At 66.0% G+C, this 16,038-nt stretch carries 12 protein-coding genes and 1 pseudogene; 3 read left to right on the forward strand and 10 right to left on the reverse strand.

Annotation, left to right across the window (positions count from 1 at the left end; translation table 11 throughout):
• Nucleotides 1–35: 35 nt before the first annotated feature.
• The 5 genes and pseudogenes from WB794_RS00350 to WB794_RS00370 form a co-directional block, all read right to left on the reverse strand.
• Nucleotides 36–2,222, reverse strand: a complete 2,187-nt coding sequence (locus WB794_RS00350) for a type IV pilus secretin PilQ (protein WP_337333852.1) — start codon at nt 2,220–2,222, stop codon at nt 36–38.
• Nucleotides 2,223–2,281: 59 nt separating this feature from the next.
• Nucleotides 2,282–2,821 carry a pilus assembly protein PilP gene (locus tag WB794_RS00355; RefSeq protein WP_415926624.1) on the reverse strand — a complete coding sequence of 180 codons (540 nt, stop codon included), beginning with the start codon at nt 2,819–2,821 and terminating at the stop codon, nt 2,282–2,284.
• Between the two features lie 5 nt (nt 2,822–2,826).
• Nucleotides 2,827–3,468, reverse strand: a complete 642-nt coding sequence (locus tag WB794_RS00360; protein WP_337333854.1) for a type IV pilus inner membrane component PilO — start codon at nt 3,466–3,468, stop codon at nt 2,827–2,829.
• Between the two features lie 2 nt (nt 3,469–3,470).
• Nucleotides 3,471–4,055, reverse strand: a pseudogene (locus WB794_RS00365) (PilN domain-containing protein); the annotation flags it as partial.
• Nucleotides 4,055–5,113 (reverse strand): pilus assembly protein PilM, encoded by a 1,059-nt coding sequence (locus WB794_RS00370; protein WP_337333855.1) that lies wholly within the window; start codon nt 5,111–5,113, stop codon nt 4,055–4,057. The gene WB794_RS00370 and the pseudogene WB794_RS00365, both read right to left, overlap by 1 nt.
• 218 nt (nt 5,114–5,331) lie before the next feature.
• Here WB794_RS00370 and WB794_RS00375 point away from each other — a divergent pair, with 218 nt between their 5' ends.
• The gene (locus WB794_RS00375) at nt 5,332–7,800 is read left to right on the forward strand and encodes a penicillin-binding protein 1A (protein ID WP_337333856.1); all 2,469 of its coding nucleotides are present in this window, start codon (nt 5,332–5,334) and stop codon (nt 7,798–7,800) included.
• Entirely contained in the window at nt 7,800–8,426 is a 627-nt protein-coding gene (locus WB794_RS00380) for a hypothetical protein (RefSeq protein WP_337333857.1), read from the forward strand. The genes WB794_RS00375 and WB794_RS00380 overlap by 1 nt, the downstream gene beginning before the upstream one ends.
• Nucleotides 8,427–8,496: 70 nt before the next feature.
• Here the strand turns inward: WB794_RS00380 and WB794_RS00385 are convergent, their stop codons facing one another.
• From WB794_RS00385 to thrS, 4 genes are all read right to left on the reverse strand, one after another.
• Nucleotides 8,497–9,795, reverse strand: coding sequence for a citrate synthase (locus WB794_RS00385; protein ID WP_415926621.1), 1,299 nt, complete (start codon nt 9,793–9,795; stop codon nt 8,497–8,499).
• A gap of 210 nt (nt 9,796–10,005) precedes the next feature.
• Complete coding sequence (locus tag WB794_RS00390; protein WP_337333858.1) at nt 10,006–10,251, reverse strand: type B 50S ribosomal protein L31; 246 nt, start codon at nt 10,249–10,251, stop codon at nt 10,006–10,008.
• A gap of 207 nt (nt 10,252–10,458) precedes the next feature.
• The gene (infC, locus tag WB794_RS00395; RefSeq protein WP_337334017.1) at nt 10,459–10,980 is read right to left on the reverse strand and encodes a translation initiation factor IF-3; all 522 of its coding nucleotides are present in this window, start codon (nt 10,978–10,980) and stop codon (nt 10,459–10,461) included.
• A gap of 42 nt (nt 10,981–11,022) precedes the next feature.
• The gene (thrS, locus tag WB794_RS00400; protein WP_337333859.1) at nt 11,023–12,933 is read right to left on the reverse strand and encodes a threonine--tRNA ligase; all 1,911 of its coding nucleotides are present in this window, start codon (nt 12,931–12,933) and stop codon (nt 11,023–11,025) included.
• Between the two features lie 409 nt (nt 12,934–13,342).
• Between thrS and WB794_RS00405 the strand changes: the two genes are divergently transcribed.
• On the forward strand, nt 13,343–15,532 hold the full coding sequence (locus WB794_RS00405) for a M3 family metallopeptidase (protein WP_337333860.1): 2,190 nt from the start codon (nt 13,343–13,345) through the stop codon (nt 15,530–15,532).
• Between the two features lie 124 nt (nt 15,533–15,656).
• Here WB794_RS00405 and WB794_RS00410 read toward each other — a convergent pair whose 3' ends face one another.
• Complete coding sequence (locus WB794_RS00410; protein ID WP_337333861.1) at nt 15,657–15,995, reverse strand: Hpt domain-containing protein; 339 nt, start codon at nt 15,993–15,995, stop codon at nt 15,657–15,659.
• Nucleotides 15,996–16,038 lie beyond the last annotated feature (43 nt).

The following is a 16,038-nucleotide window of genomic DNA, read 5'->3' on the forward strand; positions in this document are numbered from 1 at the left end:
GCGTTTAAGTATGAAAATCTGTTGGGACCGGCAGCTCAGCCGCCGCGAGGGCCACCGACGTTGAGTATCTTGGGCGTGACGAAGATCAGGAGCTCCGCCTTGGTGGTTCCCTTGTGCTTGTTGCGGAACAGGTTGCCCAGCACCGGCACATCCCCGAGGAACGGAACCTTCTTGATGTCCTCGGCGCTGGTGAACTCGTAGACGCCGCCCACGACGACGGTCTGGCCGCTGTCGACCAGAACGGCGGTGGTGACTTCGCGCTTGGCCAGTTCCGGCGTGGAGCCGAGCTGACCCAGGTTGACGTAGCCGATGATCTCGTCCTTCTTGACCGCCATGCTGAGGAACACGCGGCCGTCCTGGGTGATGGTCGGGGTGACCTTCAGCTGCAGCAGGGCTTCCTTGAAGTTCACCGTCGGCGTGGCGTTTGCGCCGACGCCGCTGGTCGTGACATAGCCCACTTCCCGGCCCTGGTTGATGGTGGCCTCGCGCTGGTTCGACGTGATCACCCGCGGGCTGGAGACCACTTCGCCACGGCCTTCGTTCTGCAGCGCGGAGAGCTCGAGATCAAGCAGGTAGTCGGAGCCGAGGATCGCGAAACCGATCGCACCAGCCGGGTTGGCAACCGGCAGATTGACGTTCAGCCGGTCCGAGCCCAGACCCGCGCCGATGCCTGCCAGCGGCGGCCGGCCGGACAGCCGGTTGTCCAGTGCGGCACCCGCCATGCTCGACGCGGCCCCGAGCGAGCCGGAGGTGCCGATGATGGTGTTGCTGCCTTCCTGACGCGCGCTGCTGATGCCGAAGCGGGCACCCAGATCGCGCGCGAAGCTCTCGGTGGCGATCACGATGCGAGCCTCGATCAGCACCTGGTCGACCGGGCGGTCGAGCAGCTTGATGAGCTCCCTGATCTCCACGACCTTTTCCGCGGTCTCATTGAGCAGGAGGGTGTTGGTGCGCGGATCGAAGCTGACGCTGCCGCGCGGCGAGAGGAAGCCGCGCTGCTGCTGTCCCGCCTGTCCACCGCCGGCACCGCCCTGGCCCTGCTTGGCATCCTCCGTGAGCAGGCTGGCAATGTCCGCGGCACTGCCGTAGTTGATCGCGATGTACTCGGTCAGGAGCGGTGCGCGCTGTTCCATGTCCAGCCGCGCCTCCGCGATGTCCTTTTCGTACTTGGCGATTTCGCTCTGCGGGGCGACCCAGATCACGTTGCCATCGACGCGCTTGTCCAGCCCCTTGGAGCGCAGCACGATGTCGAGCGCCTGGTCCCAGGGCACGTTGATCAGGCGCAGGGTGACGTTGCCCGTGACGGTATCGGCGGCGACGATGTTCTTCTGCGAGACTTCCGCCAGGAGCTGCAGCAGGGTGCGCACCGGGATTTCCTGGAAGTTGAAGACCACCGGCTCGCCGGTGTAGCCCTTCTGCTCGTCCTTGCCCAGCCCCGTCACGGCATCTTCGGGAGCAATTTCTTTCCTGGGCGACACTTCAAGCACATATTGTCCGCCGGTCTGGTAGGCCAGGGTCTCGAACTGACCGTTGGCACGAACAGTCACGCGCGATCCGGACGGCCCCTGCGTGGTTTCGATGAACTGTGCCGGGGTCGCGAAGTCGGACACGTCGAGCTTCTGGCGCAGGGACTCGGCGACATCGACATCCTTGAGGTCGATGATGACGTTCGAACCTTCCGTGCGCAGGTCGACAATCGCGTTCTCGTCGCTCAGGTCGAGCAGGACGCGCGCGGCACCTTCGGGTGTGCGGCGGAAATCGACGTTGGTGATGGCCGCATTCTTGCCATTGATGCGCTTGGCCGGATCGGCGGCCAGTCCCGGGGTCGCGTTGGCGGCCGCACCTGCGGTGCCGGCGATCTCGACAACATAGGTGCTGCCGTCGGCGTACGCCTGATACTGCGCCTTGTTGAACAGGTCGATCACCACGCGGGTGCGCCCCCCGGCTTCGACGGCGCTGATCGAGTTCGCCGCACCATTGCCGACGGCGATGCGGCGATCCACCACCTGGCTGGCCGTCGATGGGAGATCGATGGCAATGCGCGGCGGATCGTCCGTCGTGAATGCCTGTGCTCCGGAAGCCGGTTCGGCCAGGTGCAGCACCACGCGGACGCTGCCGTCGGCCGCCGTTGCGTAGCTGATGTCCTGCAGCGTGTTGGCCGAGGCAAGGCCACCTGCGATGAGGGCGATTGTTCCAAGCAACCCGGCGATCTTGTGCTTCATCTTCGGCGCCATTCCCTGGAGTGTGTGGTTCGTCGAGGTCATCGTGCTATCCCCCATCCCTATTTGTCGTCCAGCGCCACTTGGGCCTGGCGCTCCATCCATCCGCCAGCACCATCCGGCACCAGTTCCGTCAATTCAATGCGATCCTCGTGGATCGAAGTGATGCGACCATCGTTCTGGCCCATGTACTGCCCGCCCAGAACCTGATGCACCACGCGTTCCGGATCCATGATCAGCCCGATCATGCCCGGGCCGGTACCGATCGTGCCCACCATGTCCAGACCATCGAGCGGGAAGGCCTCGAGCGGTTCCTTGCGTCGCGTCGGATCAGGCCGCAGGCCTGAGTCGGCTCCGCCGCTTTCCTGATCGGCCGCGGGTCCGCTGAACGGGTCGCGCATTGCCTGGGCGGCATATTCGAAGGTCTCGAACTGCTGCATTATCGGCAGCGGGTCCAAGGGCTTGGGTGGCCGAGCTTTCACTTCGGACACCCATGTCTGCAGATCGGACATGCCCGGGGCGCAAGCGGTAAGCGTTGCTGCCGCAGCGAATGCCACGAGCAGCAGCCGCCGCACGGCGCGGAACGGGCGATTGGCATGCATGATGCTCATCGGCGGGCTCCTGCCGGGGCCGGCGTTGCGGGGACGGTCTCGTCCTCTTCCAGATAGCGATAGGTCTTGATCGTGCCTTCCAGGACCAGCACCCCGCCGGCGCGCTTGTCGTCGCGCGGCTTGAGCGAGATGTCGTGCATGGTCATGATCACCACGCGCGGCAGCGAGGCCACGCCGCTGACGAACGCGCCGAACTGGTGGTAGGTACCTACCATCCGCAGCGCGATCGGCTTCTCGGCGTAAAACTCCTTCTTGATCTCGGGTTGCGGCTGGAACAGTTCGTTCTGGAGGCCGGTGGCCAGCGCCGTCTGGGAAATGTCGACGATGAGGTCGGCCATTTCGGTGCGGCCCGGCAGCTGGCGCAGCATCTGCTGAAGCATGGCCTCCATGTCTGCCAACTGCTGCTTGAGCGGCTCCAGGTTCACGGCGCGCGCCTGTTTGGCCTCGAAGTCGTTGCGCAAGGACTGTTCCTTGGCCTTTTCCCCGGTGAGCGTGTCCTGCTGCTCCCGCACGATCAGATACCAGCCCAGGAACAGGATCAGCACCGCGAGCAGGGCACAGAAAAAGAGCTTGACCGAACCCGGCCAACCGCCCGGGTTGCTGGTGTCGAGGTTGCGAAGATCGAATCCGCCGCTCATGGCGCACCTCCGGCGATCTGACCGTCCTCACCCTCACCCTCGGCATTGGGCCGAACCAGGGTGACCTTGAGGTTGAAGATGTAGGGCATGCTCTTGTCAGCCCCCTTGGCTTCGATGATCGAAAGATCCGGGCGCGACATCCAGCCGGAGCCTTCCAGCGCCCGGATGTAAGAGGACACGCGCGCGTTTGACTGGGCCAGGCCTTCGAGCGTGAGCAGGTCGCCGGCCTGCTTGATCGAAGTCAGGCGCACGCCCTCGGGAACGGTGCGGACCAACTCGTCGAACAGGTGGACCATCTGCGAGCGGCTGGCCTGGAGCTGCTCGATCACCTGCTTGCGCTGCAGGAGGCTCGCGCGCTTGCGGTCCAGCTCCTCGATTTCCTTGATTTTGGCCTCGACCGCGACGATCTCCTGCTGCAGGTAGGCGTTGCGCGCCTGCTGCGCCTCGATCAGCGAGTCGTAGTACATCTTGAGCCCGAACACGGCCAGCACCGCAATGATCGCCGCCGTGCCCAGCATCGTGTAGAACTGCTTCTGGCGCTGCTTGCGACGCTCGACACGCCACGGGAGTAGGTTGATCCGTGCCATCAGTCGAAGCTCCTCATGGCCAGGCCGCAGGCGATCATCAGTGCCGGCGCATCCTGCGCCAGCGCCTGTGCCTGCACGCGTGAGGACAGGGACATGTTGGCGAGCGGGTTGGCCACCACGGTCAGAATGCCGATCTGCTCTTCCACCATCTCCGCGATTCCGGGGATCGAGGCGCAGCCGCCGGCCAGCACGATCTGGTCGACGCGGTTGAACTCGCTGCCCGCGTAGAAGAACTGCAGCAGGCGGCTGATCTGCTGGACCATCGCCTCCTTGAACGGCTCCAGCACCTCGATTTCGTAGCTTTCCGGCAGGCCGCCCTGGCGCTTGGCCAGCCCGGCCTCCTCGTAGGAGAGCCCGTAGCGGCGCATCACCTCGTCGGTGAGCTGCTTGCCGCCGAAGACCTGCTCGCGCGAGTAGATGCCGCGCTGGTTGCGCAGCACGTTGAGCGTGGTCATCGTGGCACCGACGTCGACCAGGGCCACCAGCGCGTCCTTGGGCACCGAGAGCTGATCGGCGATCAGACGGAAGGCGTTCTCCATCGCGAAGGCCTCCACGTCGATGACCTTGGCGGTCAGCCCCCCCAACTCCAGCGCGGATTGGCGTACCTCGACGTTCTCGGTCCGGGTAGCGGCCAGAAGCACCTGGACCATCTCGGGATTGTCCTTGACCGCGCCGAGGATCTCGAAGTCCAGGCTCACTTCCTCGATGGGATAGGGAATATACTGCGCGGCCTCGACCTGGACCTGATCTTCCAAGTCGTCTTCGCTCAGGTTCGCCTGCATCGGGATGACCTTGGTGATGACGGCCGAACCGGCGACCGCCGCGGCGGCCTGCTTGAGGCGAGAGCCGGAGCGCGACAGGGCACGCTTGATGGCCTCGCCGACGGCTTCCACCTCGACGATGTTCTTTTCGACCACCGCATTGGGCGGAAGCGGCTCGACCGCGTAGTGTTCCACGCGATACTTGCCGCCCGCTTGGCCCAGCTGCAGCAGCTTGACTGCCGTGGAACTGATGTCCACGCCAATCAGGGGTGTTGTGTTGGTAGCAAACAGCGCCACGATTTCTCCCCTTCCGACGGAGTCTTACGCGCAACTCCTGTGTTGGCACATTAGATAACGAGTCTTAACGGTTTGGCAACAGTGTGATGCATCGAACCCCGAACCCCACGTCCCCACCCCACCCCACAAGCTTCGCCATCCGACCTTCACAGGCATCTACGGCCACATTCTATACTCTTCTTTAAGAAGCAACGCAAACCCATGGTATTCCCGCGAAAATGTCTCTGCTGCGCCGCCTCCTGAAGTGGTCCCTCACCCTCGGCCTGATCCTCGCTCTGTGCGGCGTGGCCACGCTCGCGGTCCTCTACTGGCTGATGGCGCCAGGCCTGCCCTCGGTGCAGGTACTGCGCAACGTCGAGTACCAGGTGCCCCTGTCGGTCTACAGCGCGGACGGGCGGCTGATGGCGCTGTTCGGCGAGACGCGGCGCACGCCGGTCGCCATCGCCGACGTGCCGCAGCGGGTGCGGCAGGCCTTCATCGCGATCGAGGATGCGCGCTTCTACGAACACCCGGGCGTCGACTGGCGCGGTACCGCGCGCGCGGTCTGGCTGCTGGCCACGACCGATGGCCAACGCGTGCCGGGCGGCTCGACGATCACCCAGCAGGTGGCGCGGATGTTCTTCCTGAGCCCGGAGTACAGCTACACGCGCAAGTTCCGCGAGATGCTGCTGGCGCTCAAGATGGAGCGCGAACTGGAGAAGGACGAGATCCTCGGCATCTATCTCAACAAGAGCTTCTTCGGCAACCGCGCCTACGGCATCGTCGCCGCGGCGGAGTTCTACTACGGCAAGCCGCTCGAGCAGCTGTCCCTGGCCGAAGCGGCAACGCTCGCGTCCATTCCCAAGTTCCCCTCCAGCGGCAACCCGATCATCAATCCCGAGCGCGCCATGATCCGGCGCAACTACGTGCTGCAGCGCATGTTCGAGCTGGGCTTCGTCGACGAGGCGGATTACCGCGCGGCGGTCGCCGAGCCCGACCGCTCCACGCCGCACGAGCCGCCGGTGGAGCTGGAGGCCTCGTATGTGGCCGAAATGGTGCGCCAGCGGATGGTGGATCGGTACGGTGCCGACGCCTTCACCGGTGGATACCAGGCCTACACCACGATCGATTCGCGCATCCAGGAAGCCGCCAACGCCGGCATCCGCACCGCGCTTCTGGCCTATGACCGGCGGCACGGATGGCGCGGCGCGGAAGGTCATGCCGAGCTTCCCGATGCGCTGACGCCGAGCGTTGTGCAGCAGGCGCTGCGCGACTATCGCGCGCTGGGCGGCCTGCAGCCCGCGCTGGTGACTTCGATTGGAACCGATGCGGCCGAGGTCACGCTCGCCGACGGCCAGGAAGCGCTGCTGCACATGGACCAGCTGCGCTGGGCCGCCCCCTATGTGTCCGCCGACCGGCGCGGTGGCGCGCCGCGCAAGCCCGGCGACGTGCTGGCGCGCGGCGACATCGTGCGGCTGGCGCGCGGGGCCGAGGGCGAATTCGAGCTGGCCCAGATCCCGGCGGCGCAAGGTGCCATCGTGAGCCTGTCGGCCGAAGACGGGGCCGTTCTGGCGCTGAACGGCGGCTTCAGCTTCGGCCTCAACAAGTTCAACCGCGCCACCCAGGCGCTGCGCCAGCCCGGTTCGAGCTTCAAGCCCTTCGTGTACGCGGCGGCGTTCGAGCGCGGCTTCCATCCCGGCTCCATCGTGCTCGACGCGCCCGTGGTGTTCCACGACCGCTCCTCCGGCACGTCCTGGCGGCCCTCCAACGACAACAACGTCTTTTCCGGCCCGATGCGGCTGCGCGAGGCCATGGTCAGCTCGCGCAACCTGGTGTCGGTGCGCATCCTCGACGCGATCGGTGCCAGCTACGCCAAGCGCTACATCCAGGGTTTCGGTTTCCCGCCGGAAAGCCTGCCGGAGAACCTCTCGCTCGCGCTCGGGACAAGCTCCGTGCCGCCGCTCGCGGCAGCGCGCGGCTATGCGACATTCGTCAACGGCGGCTATCTTATCGAGCCCTACGTGCTGGCGCGGGTGCTGGACAGCAACGGCACCATCGTCCACGCCGAGCACGCTCCGCGCGCCTGCCACGACTGTCCCGAGCGGCTGCTTTCTTCCGGCACGCGCGACGGCGCTCAGGTCGCGGGCTTCAACTTTGGCGATGCGGCACCCGCACCCGCCATCGAGGATGCCGCCGGCCCGACGCAGACGGTCCTGGCACCGCGCGCCATCGACGAGCGCACCGCCTTTTTGATCCACTCGCTGCTGCGCGACGTGATCCAGCGCGGCACGGGCCGCGGCGCACGCGTGCTGGAGCGCAGCGACATCGGCGGCAAGACCGGAACCACCAACGACCATCGCGACGCCTGGTTCTCCGGCTTCGGCGGCAACATCGTGACCAGCGCCTGGGTCGGCATGGACGACTTTTCCACGCTCGGCACGGGTGAGTTCGGCGCGCGCGCCGCGCTGCCGATGTGGATCGACACCATGCGCGCTGCGCTGAACGGTGTGCCCGAGGTCCACCCCATGATCCCCAACGGCATCACCACCGTGCTCATCGACAGCGGATCGGGCCTGCTGGTCCCGGCCGGCACGCCGGGCGCGATCAGCGAGTACATGAAGACCGAGGACGCGGCGCGGCTCGAAACGGCCAGTGCCGGCGCAAACCGCAACGCGACCAGCGAGCGCGAGTCGTTCGACATCTTCTGATGTCTCCCCGCCGCGCCGACACCACGCGCCAATGGCTGGCCGAACAGGCGGCGCGCTGGATGACCGAACACGCCGTTGACGATCCCCTGCTGGCGCTCAGGCGCGTCCTGGCACGGGACGGTGGCGCGCCGCCGGATCGTCGCCAGTGGCCGGGGGCCGGTGAGATCCGCGAGGCGCTGCAGGCCTACCAGAGGCTGTTCCGGGGAAACGACCAGCACGCGGCGCTGCAGGCGCGCCGCCGCGCCGCGGTCGAGGCCATGCGCTTCTTCGCGCCGTTCCGGCCCGCCCTCGTCGGTGCGGTGCTGGATGGAACCGCGGACGCGCACTCCATGGTGCAGCTGCATGTACACGCCGAAGAGGCGGAGGCGGTCCTGGGCGTGCTGCGTGAGCAGGGCATCGCACACCGACTGGGCGATCGCCGCGTGCGCCTGGACCCGCGCCGGCAAACCAGCGTGCCGCACGTCGCCTTCGACGCCGACGGCATCGGGTTCGAACTGTGGCTGCTTCCTCCGGCCTGCGAGCGCAATCCGCCGCTTGACGCGGAAGGGCGCGCGCCGATGTCGCGCGCCAGCCTGGACCAACTGCTGCGGATGATCGACGCGCAGCCGGCGCACCCGCCGCACTGAAGGGCGTCCTTCCGCCACCACCCAGCAGGGCACACCGGTCGGTGTTGTCCTGCCGGGTGGCGCGCAGTCTTCAGGCGCGCGCGTCGATCGGGCTGTAATCGCGCGGCGTGGCGCCGGTGTAGATCTGGCGCGGACGTCCGATGCGGTTCTCCGGATCGTTCTGCTGCTCCAGCCAGTGGCTGACCCAGCCGGCGGTGCGCGCGATCGCGAACATCACCGTGAACATCTCGGTCGGAATGCCAAGCGCCTTGTAGATGATGCCGCTGTAGAAATCCACGTTCGGGTAGAGCTTGCGCTGCACGAAGTAGTCGTCGTGCAGGGCCGCCTCTTCAAGGCGCAACGCCACTTCCAGCAGCGGATCGTTGACGCCCAGCTCGCCCAGCACCTTGTGGGTCATTTCGCGGATGATCTTGGCGCGCGGATCGAAGTTCTTGTAGACGCGATGGCCGAAGCCCATGAGGCGGAAGCCGGACTCCTTGTCCTTGGCCTTGTCCACCGCCGACTGCACATGCTTGGCATCGCCGATCTCCTCCAGCATCTTGAGCACGGCCTCGTTGGCACCGCCGTGCGCCGGCCCCCACAGCGCGGCCACGCCCGCCGCCACGCTGACATAGGGATTGGCACCGGTGGAGCCCACCAGCCGCACCGTCGAGGTGGAGGCGTTCTGCTCGTGGTCGGCATGCAGGATGAAGAGCAGATCCAGCGCCTTGGACACGATGGGATTGAGCTCCAGCGGGCCGCTCGGCACCTCCTTCATCATGTGCAGGAAGCGCGTGGTGTACTCGAGATCGTTCTTCGGATAACGGATCGGCCAGCCGATCGAGTAGCGGTAGCAGGCCGCCGCGATGGTCGGCACCTTGGCAATCAGGCGGATCGCCGCGAGGCGGCGCTGCTCGGGATCGCGCAGGTCCAGGTCGTTGTAATAGAAGCTCGAGAGCGAGCCCAGCATCCCGGTCAGCATCGCCATGGGATGGGCATCGTGGCGGAACCCGTACAGGAAGGTGCGGAACGCCTCGTGCATCATCGTGTGATGCGTGACCTCGTGCTCGAAGGCCCCGAACTGCGCCTTCGTCGGCAGCTCGCCGTGCATCAGCAGGTAGGCCACTTCCAGAAAGCTCGACTTTTCCGCGAGCTGCTCGATCGGGTAGCCGCGGTACAGCAGCACGCCGTTGTCGCCATCGATGTAGGTGATCGCGCTGCGGCAGCTGGCGGTGGAGCCGAAGCCCGGGTCGTAGGTGTAGTAACCGGTGTCCTTGTGCAGCCGGGCGATGCCCAGCGCGGGACTCCCGAGGGAACCGCGCTGCACCGGCAGCGTGCTGGATTTGGCGTTGTCGGAATCGGTCAGGACGACCTGGGTGCTGTCAGCCACGGGGTATCTCCCAAGAGCATGTGATTCGGAATGCAGCGGATCGCCGGCACCGTCCCGTGCGGTCGGCGGCTGGCGCGATGCCGGCACTTGGCGCGCACGGCAATCCGCTGTCGGCAAAGCGCCGATTATCGCATAGCAAAACGCCGCCGGTCAGGGACCGGCGGCGTTCGACTTTGGTGCAATGGCGTTCGGCGCAGGCGCGCCGTCGCGTCACTTGCTGGCGTAGCGGCGGCGGAACTTGTCCACCCGACCGCCGGTATCGACGATCTTGTGCTTGCCGGTGTAGAAGGGGTGCGAACGGGACGACACTTCGACCTTGACCAGCGGGTAGGTCTCGCCGTCTTCCCACTTGATCGTTTCCTTGCTCGTCAGCGTGGAGCGCGTAAGGAACGAAAGGTCGGACGAAAGGTCCTGGAACACGACGGCGTTGTACTTCGGATGGATGTCGGCTTTCATGATGATGACCTGTGGCCAGTGGTGGGCCAGAGCGGCCGGGAAAAGAGCGGCATTTTACTGCGTTCGGCAGCGTGGCGCAAGGCCGGCAGCCGCCAAGCCCGGCGGCTGCACCTGCCGCACCCGCCCGGTGGAAGTGACGATGCCAGCTGGCATCGGAATGCCGGCCTTGGTGGAAATGCCTCGCCACCCGGCCCGGGCGCGGGGCGATCAGATCTTCTTCTTGGGCGCGACCATCATGATCATCTGGCGCCCTTCCATCTTGGGGCGCTGCTCGATGACCGCCTCGTCCTTGAGTTCTTCCTCGATGCGCCGGGTCATCGCAAGGCCCAGCTCGGTGTGGGACATCTCGCGCCCGCGGAACCGGACGACGACCTTGACGCGGTCGCCCTCGGCGAGGAAGCGGCGCATGTTGCGCAGCTTGATCTGGTAGTCACCGTCATCGGTCACCGGCCGGAACTTGAGTTCCTTGATCTCGACCTGCTTCTGCTTTTTCTTGGCCTCGGAGGCCTTCTTCTGCTGCTCGAAGCGGAACTTGCCGAAATCCATGACCTTGCACACGGGCGGATCGGCATTGGGCTGGATCTCGACCAGATCCAGGCCCTCATCCTCGGCCATGCGCAGGGCCTCATCGCGCGAAAGCACGCCGATCATCTCGCCATCGGAGCCGATCACGCGCACGCGCGGCACGCGGATCTCGCCATTTTTCCGGTTCAACTTGTCGGTACTGATAAAGGTGTCCTCTGATGAATGAATCGCGAGCCGCCGCCTGTCTCAGGCCAGCGGTCCCTGTTCGGCGCGCAGCCGGGATGCAAAGTCCTGCAATGACATCGACCCCAGATCTTCCCCTGATCGCGTGCGCACCGCCACGGCTCCATTTTCCTTCTCGCGGTCGCCGATGACCAGAAGGTAGGGGATGCGCTGCAGCGTGTGTTCGCGGATCTTATAGCCGATCTTCTCATTCCTCAAGTCCGTCGTCACGCGGAATCCTTGATTTGCAAGGGCTTTTCCAGCAGCGGCGACGGCATCGGCCTGGGCATCGGTGATGTTGAGCACGACCGCCTGCACCGGGGCGAGCCAGGAGGGCAGCTGACCGGCGTGGTGCTCGATCAGGATTCCGATGAACCGCTCCATGGAGCCCACGATGGCCCGGTGCAGCATCACCGGGTGGCGGCGCTGACTGTGTTCATCGATGTATTCGGCACCCAGTCGACCCGGCATCATGAAATCGACCTGCATCGTGCCCAGCTGCCAGGTGCGCCCGATGGCATCCTTGAGGTGGTACTCGATCTTGGGACCATAGAACGCCCCCTCACCGGGAAGCTCCTGCCACTCCACGCCCGAGGCACGCAGCGCCGAGCGCAAGGCGTGTTCGGCCTTGTCCCAGGTGGCGTCGTCGCCCAGACGCGGCTCGGGGCGCAGCGCGATCTTGATCTGGATGTCCTCGAAGCCGAAGTCGGCGTAGACCTTGAGCGCCTGGTCGTGGAAGTCCCGCACCTCCGCCTCGACCTGCTCCTCGGTGCAGAAGATGTGGCCGTCGTCCTGGGTGAAGCCGCGCACGCGCAGGATGCCGTGCAGCGCGCCGGACGGCTCGTTGCGGTGGCAGGAGCCGAACTCGCCGTAGCGGATCGGCAGGTCGCGGTAGCTGTGCAGGCCCTGGTTGAAGATCTGCACGTGACCGGGACAGTTCATCGGCTTGACTGCGTAGGTGCGCTTCTCCGATTCGGTGAAGAACATGTTGTTCTGGTAGTTGTCCCAGTGCCCGGACTGCTTCCACAGTTCCACGTCGAGGATCTGCGGGCAGCGCACCTCGCCATAGCCGGTATTGCCGTAAACGCGGCGCATGTACTGCTCCACCACCTGCCAGATCGCCCAGCCCTTGGGGTGCCAGAACACCAGGCCCGGTGCCTCTTCCTGCAGGTGGAAAAGGTCCTGCTGCCTGCCGATGCGGCGATGGTCGCGCTTCTCGGCTTCCTCGATGCGCTGGATGTAGGCCTTGAGCTGCTTTTCATCGGCCCAGGCGGTGCCGTAGATGCGCTGCAGCTGCTCGTTCTTCGAATCGCCGCGCCAGTAGGCACCGGACACCCGCATCAGGCGGAATGCCTTGAGGAAGCGCGTGTTGGGCACGTGCGGGCCGCGGCACATGTCCACGTATTCCTCGTGATGGTAGAGGCCCATGGCGGTGACTTCCGGGCCCATGTCCTCGATCAGGCGCAGCTTGTAGTCCTCGCCGCGCGCCTTGAACACCTCGATCACCTCGGCGCGCGGGGTCACGCGCTTGACCACGTCGTAGTCCTTCGCGATCAGCTCGCCCATGCGCTTCTCGATCGCTGCCATGTCCTCAGGGGTAAAGGCGCGTTCGTACCAGATGTCGTAGTAGAAGCCGTCCTCGATCACCGGACCGATCACCATCTTGGCGGTGGGATACAGCTGCTTGACCGCGTGCCCGACCAGGTGCGCGCAGGAGTGGCGGATGATCTCGACGCCCTCGGGATCCTTGGGCGTGATGATGGAAAGGCGCGCGTCCCGGTCGATCAGGTCGACCGCATCGACGAGGCGATCGTCGACCCGGCCGGCCACGGTGGCCTTGGCCAGGCCCGGACCAATGGCCTTGGCCACGTCCATGACGGACACGGGATGATCGAATTCACGGCGGCTGCCGTCGGGAAGGGTGATGGCAATCATGGCGATGCTCCGCTTTCCACGGGTTGGAAAGCATCGGACGGGGGATGCGGGAAAAATCGGGCGGCAGGCCGGAACCGGCCGGTCCGGCGGCAGCACGGGTCAGCGGGATGCTGATGTCACCATGTCGCACACTGTTCCGGCGATTGCCCGCCGGGCTCCTTCCGCAGTCTGGCACCAGATTGGCGCACAAACCGTGAATTATCCGCTCACTCCGCGCGATGTCAACGCGCGGCCGGCCCCGCCCCTGCCCTCCGGCACATGGAAAAGCCGCGCGCCAGCCCCCATGCTTGGCGATTGCCTCCGTGCGCATGCGCGCCCTGCGGCGGCAGGCCCCTTTCTTCCCGCTGCAGCCGCAGGCATCGCCGCCCGTCGCCGGAAGCCATTTCCATGACCGTCAAAGAGAGTAACCATGACCCTGACACGCCTCACCCTGGCCAGCGCCATCTGCCTCGCCCTCGGGCTGTCCGCCTGCTCGCCGGACGGAACGCCCTCCGCGCCCGCCGAATCGACATCCGCCGCTGCCGGCAGCACGGCCAGCGAAGCCGCGCAGGCGAACCCGTTCTTCAGCGCCAGCGCGCTGCCGCTGCAGACACCTGATTTCCGCCTGATCCGGGAAGAGCACTACCTTCCCGCGATCGAGGAAGGCATGAAGCGCCAGCTGATCGAGATCCGCGCCATCGCCGACAATCCCGAACCGGCGAGCGTCGCCAACACGCTGGAGGCGATGGAGCGTTCGGGCGATCTGCTGACGCGCGTGACCCAGGTGTTTTTCAACATCGTGGGCACCGACAGCAACGATGCCCTGCGCAAGATCCAGTCGGAAGTGGCCCCGAAGATGGCCGCGCACCAGGACGCCATCCTGCTCGATTCCGCCCTGTTCGCGCGGATAAAGAGCCTGCATGACGGCCGCGCGACGGCCGGATACGACCCGGAAACCCTGCGCCTGATCGAGGTGACCTACAAGCGCTTCGTGCAGGCCGGCGCGGAGCTGTCCGATGCCGACAAAGCCATCGTCAGGAAGCTCAACGAGGAGCAGGCCAGCCTCATGACGGGCTTTCAGCAGGCCCTGCTCAAGCAGACCGAGGCCAGCGTCATCGTGGTCGATGACGTGGCTCAGCTCGACGGCTTGGGCGCGGGTGCCATCGCCGCCGCTGCGGAAGCGGCCAAGGCCGCGGGGCACGAAGGCAAGTGGCTGCTGCGCCTCACCAACACCACGCGCCAGCCGGTGCTGACCTCGCTCAAGGATCGCGCCCTGCGCCAGCGCGTCTGGGAGGCATCAGCCAACCGCGGCCTGACGGACGGCGACGGCGACACCCGCGCCGCCGTGCTGCGCCTGGCCAAGCTGCGCGCCGAGCGTGCGCAGCTGCTGGGCTACCCGAATCACGCGGCCTATACCCTCACCACGCAGATGGCCGGCACGCCGGAAGCGGCGATGGGCATGCTCGATGAATTGGCCCCGGCCGCCCTCGCCAACGCCAAGGGCGAAGCGGCGCAGATCCAGGCTGCGATCCGCGCCGACGGGCAGGATTTCGAACTGGCTCCGTGGGATTGGGAGTACTACGCGGAAAAGGTCCGCGCAAAGAACTACGACTTCGACCCCGAGGCGGTAAAACCCTATTTCGAGCTGAACCGGGTGCTTGAGGACGGCCTGTTCTACGCCCTGAACCGGTTTTACGGCGTGAGCTTCCGCGAGCGCACCGACCTTCCGGTTTATCACCCCGACGTACGCGTGTTCGACGTGATCGACGCCGATGACACCCGGATCGGCCTGTTCTACGCCGACTACTTCGCGCGCCCGAGCAAGCGCGGCGGTGCCTGGATGTCCGCCTTCCGCGGCCAGAGCCAGCTGCTCGACCAGAAGCCGGTCATCATCAACGTGATGAACATCCCCAAGCCGGTCGAAGGCCAGCCTGCGCTGATGAGCTTCGACGAGGTGACCACGATGTTCCATGAAGTCGGCCACGGCGTACACGGGCTGTTCTCGCAGGTGCGCTATCCCTCGCTCGCCGGCACCGCAGTCTCGCGCGACTACGTCGAGTTCCCCTCGCAGTTCGAGGAAGACTGGAACAAGGATCCCGAGGTGCTTGCGCGCTACGCGCGCCACCACGAGACCGGCGAGGCGATCCCGCAGGATCTTCTGGACAAGATGCTCAAGGCCAGCAGCTTCAACCAGGGCTTCGACACGCTGGAGTACGTGGCTGCCGCGCTGGTGGACCTGGAATGGCACACCCTGCCGGCCGACGCGCAGGTCGATGACGTGATCGCATTCGAGCAGGCCGCGCTGGAAAAGCACGGCATCAGCTACGCACCGGTGCCGCCGCGCTACCGCAGCCCGTTCTTCGCGCACGTGTTTGCCGGCGGCTATTCGTCGGGCTATTACGCCTACATGTGGGCCGAAGTGCTGGCCGCCGACGCCTTCGCCCACGTGCAGCAGCAGGGCGGGCTCAACAGCGAGGTCGGCACGCGCTTCCGCAAGGAAATCCTCTCGCGCGGCAACAGCCAGGATCCGATGGAGATGTACACCGCCTGGCGCGGACAGAAGCCCGATCCGGCGCATCTGCTGCATCGGCGCGGCCTGCGCGTGGACAGCACGGACTGATCCATCGATCACGTCCATGCTTCGAACGGGAGCGCGCCTCAGGGCGCGCTCTTTCGTGCTGCTACCCGCGCAGCGTGGCTCTGCCCGCCCGCACGCGCCCTGCGCGCCTCACGCGCTCACGCGCTCACGCGCTGGTGTCCGATGATTCCAGAATCGCCGCCAGCAATTCGGCCATCGTTCCCGCCTGCCGCGCACACACCTGGTATGGCGGTGGTCGCGCTCCTTCGGCCACCGCCTTCCACGCCACCCAGTCCTGCTCCAGCGACCGCGCCAGCGCCGCGATGCGCTCGTGGCCATAGGTGCCGGCCGAACCTGCCAGGCGGTGCAGCAACAGCTGCATCTGCGCAACCTGCTCGAGTGACACATTTTCCGCACAAAGCGCCTCCCAGGCACGCCGCAGCGCATCGCGCTTGTGCGGCAGGGAACGGCGGTAGTCGCGATGGATCTGGTCGAGGTCGGACACGGCGCTGGACGGACACAAGGGGGATGAAAGCCTAGCGGCAAAA

Origin of the sequence: Denitratimonas tolerans (assembly GCF_037203605.1) — a bacterium.
Taxonomy (GTDB): domain Bacteria; phylum Pseudomonadota; class Gammaproteobacteria; order Xanthomonadales; family Xanthomonadaceae; genus Denitratimonas; species Denitratimonas tolerans.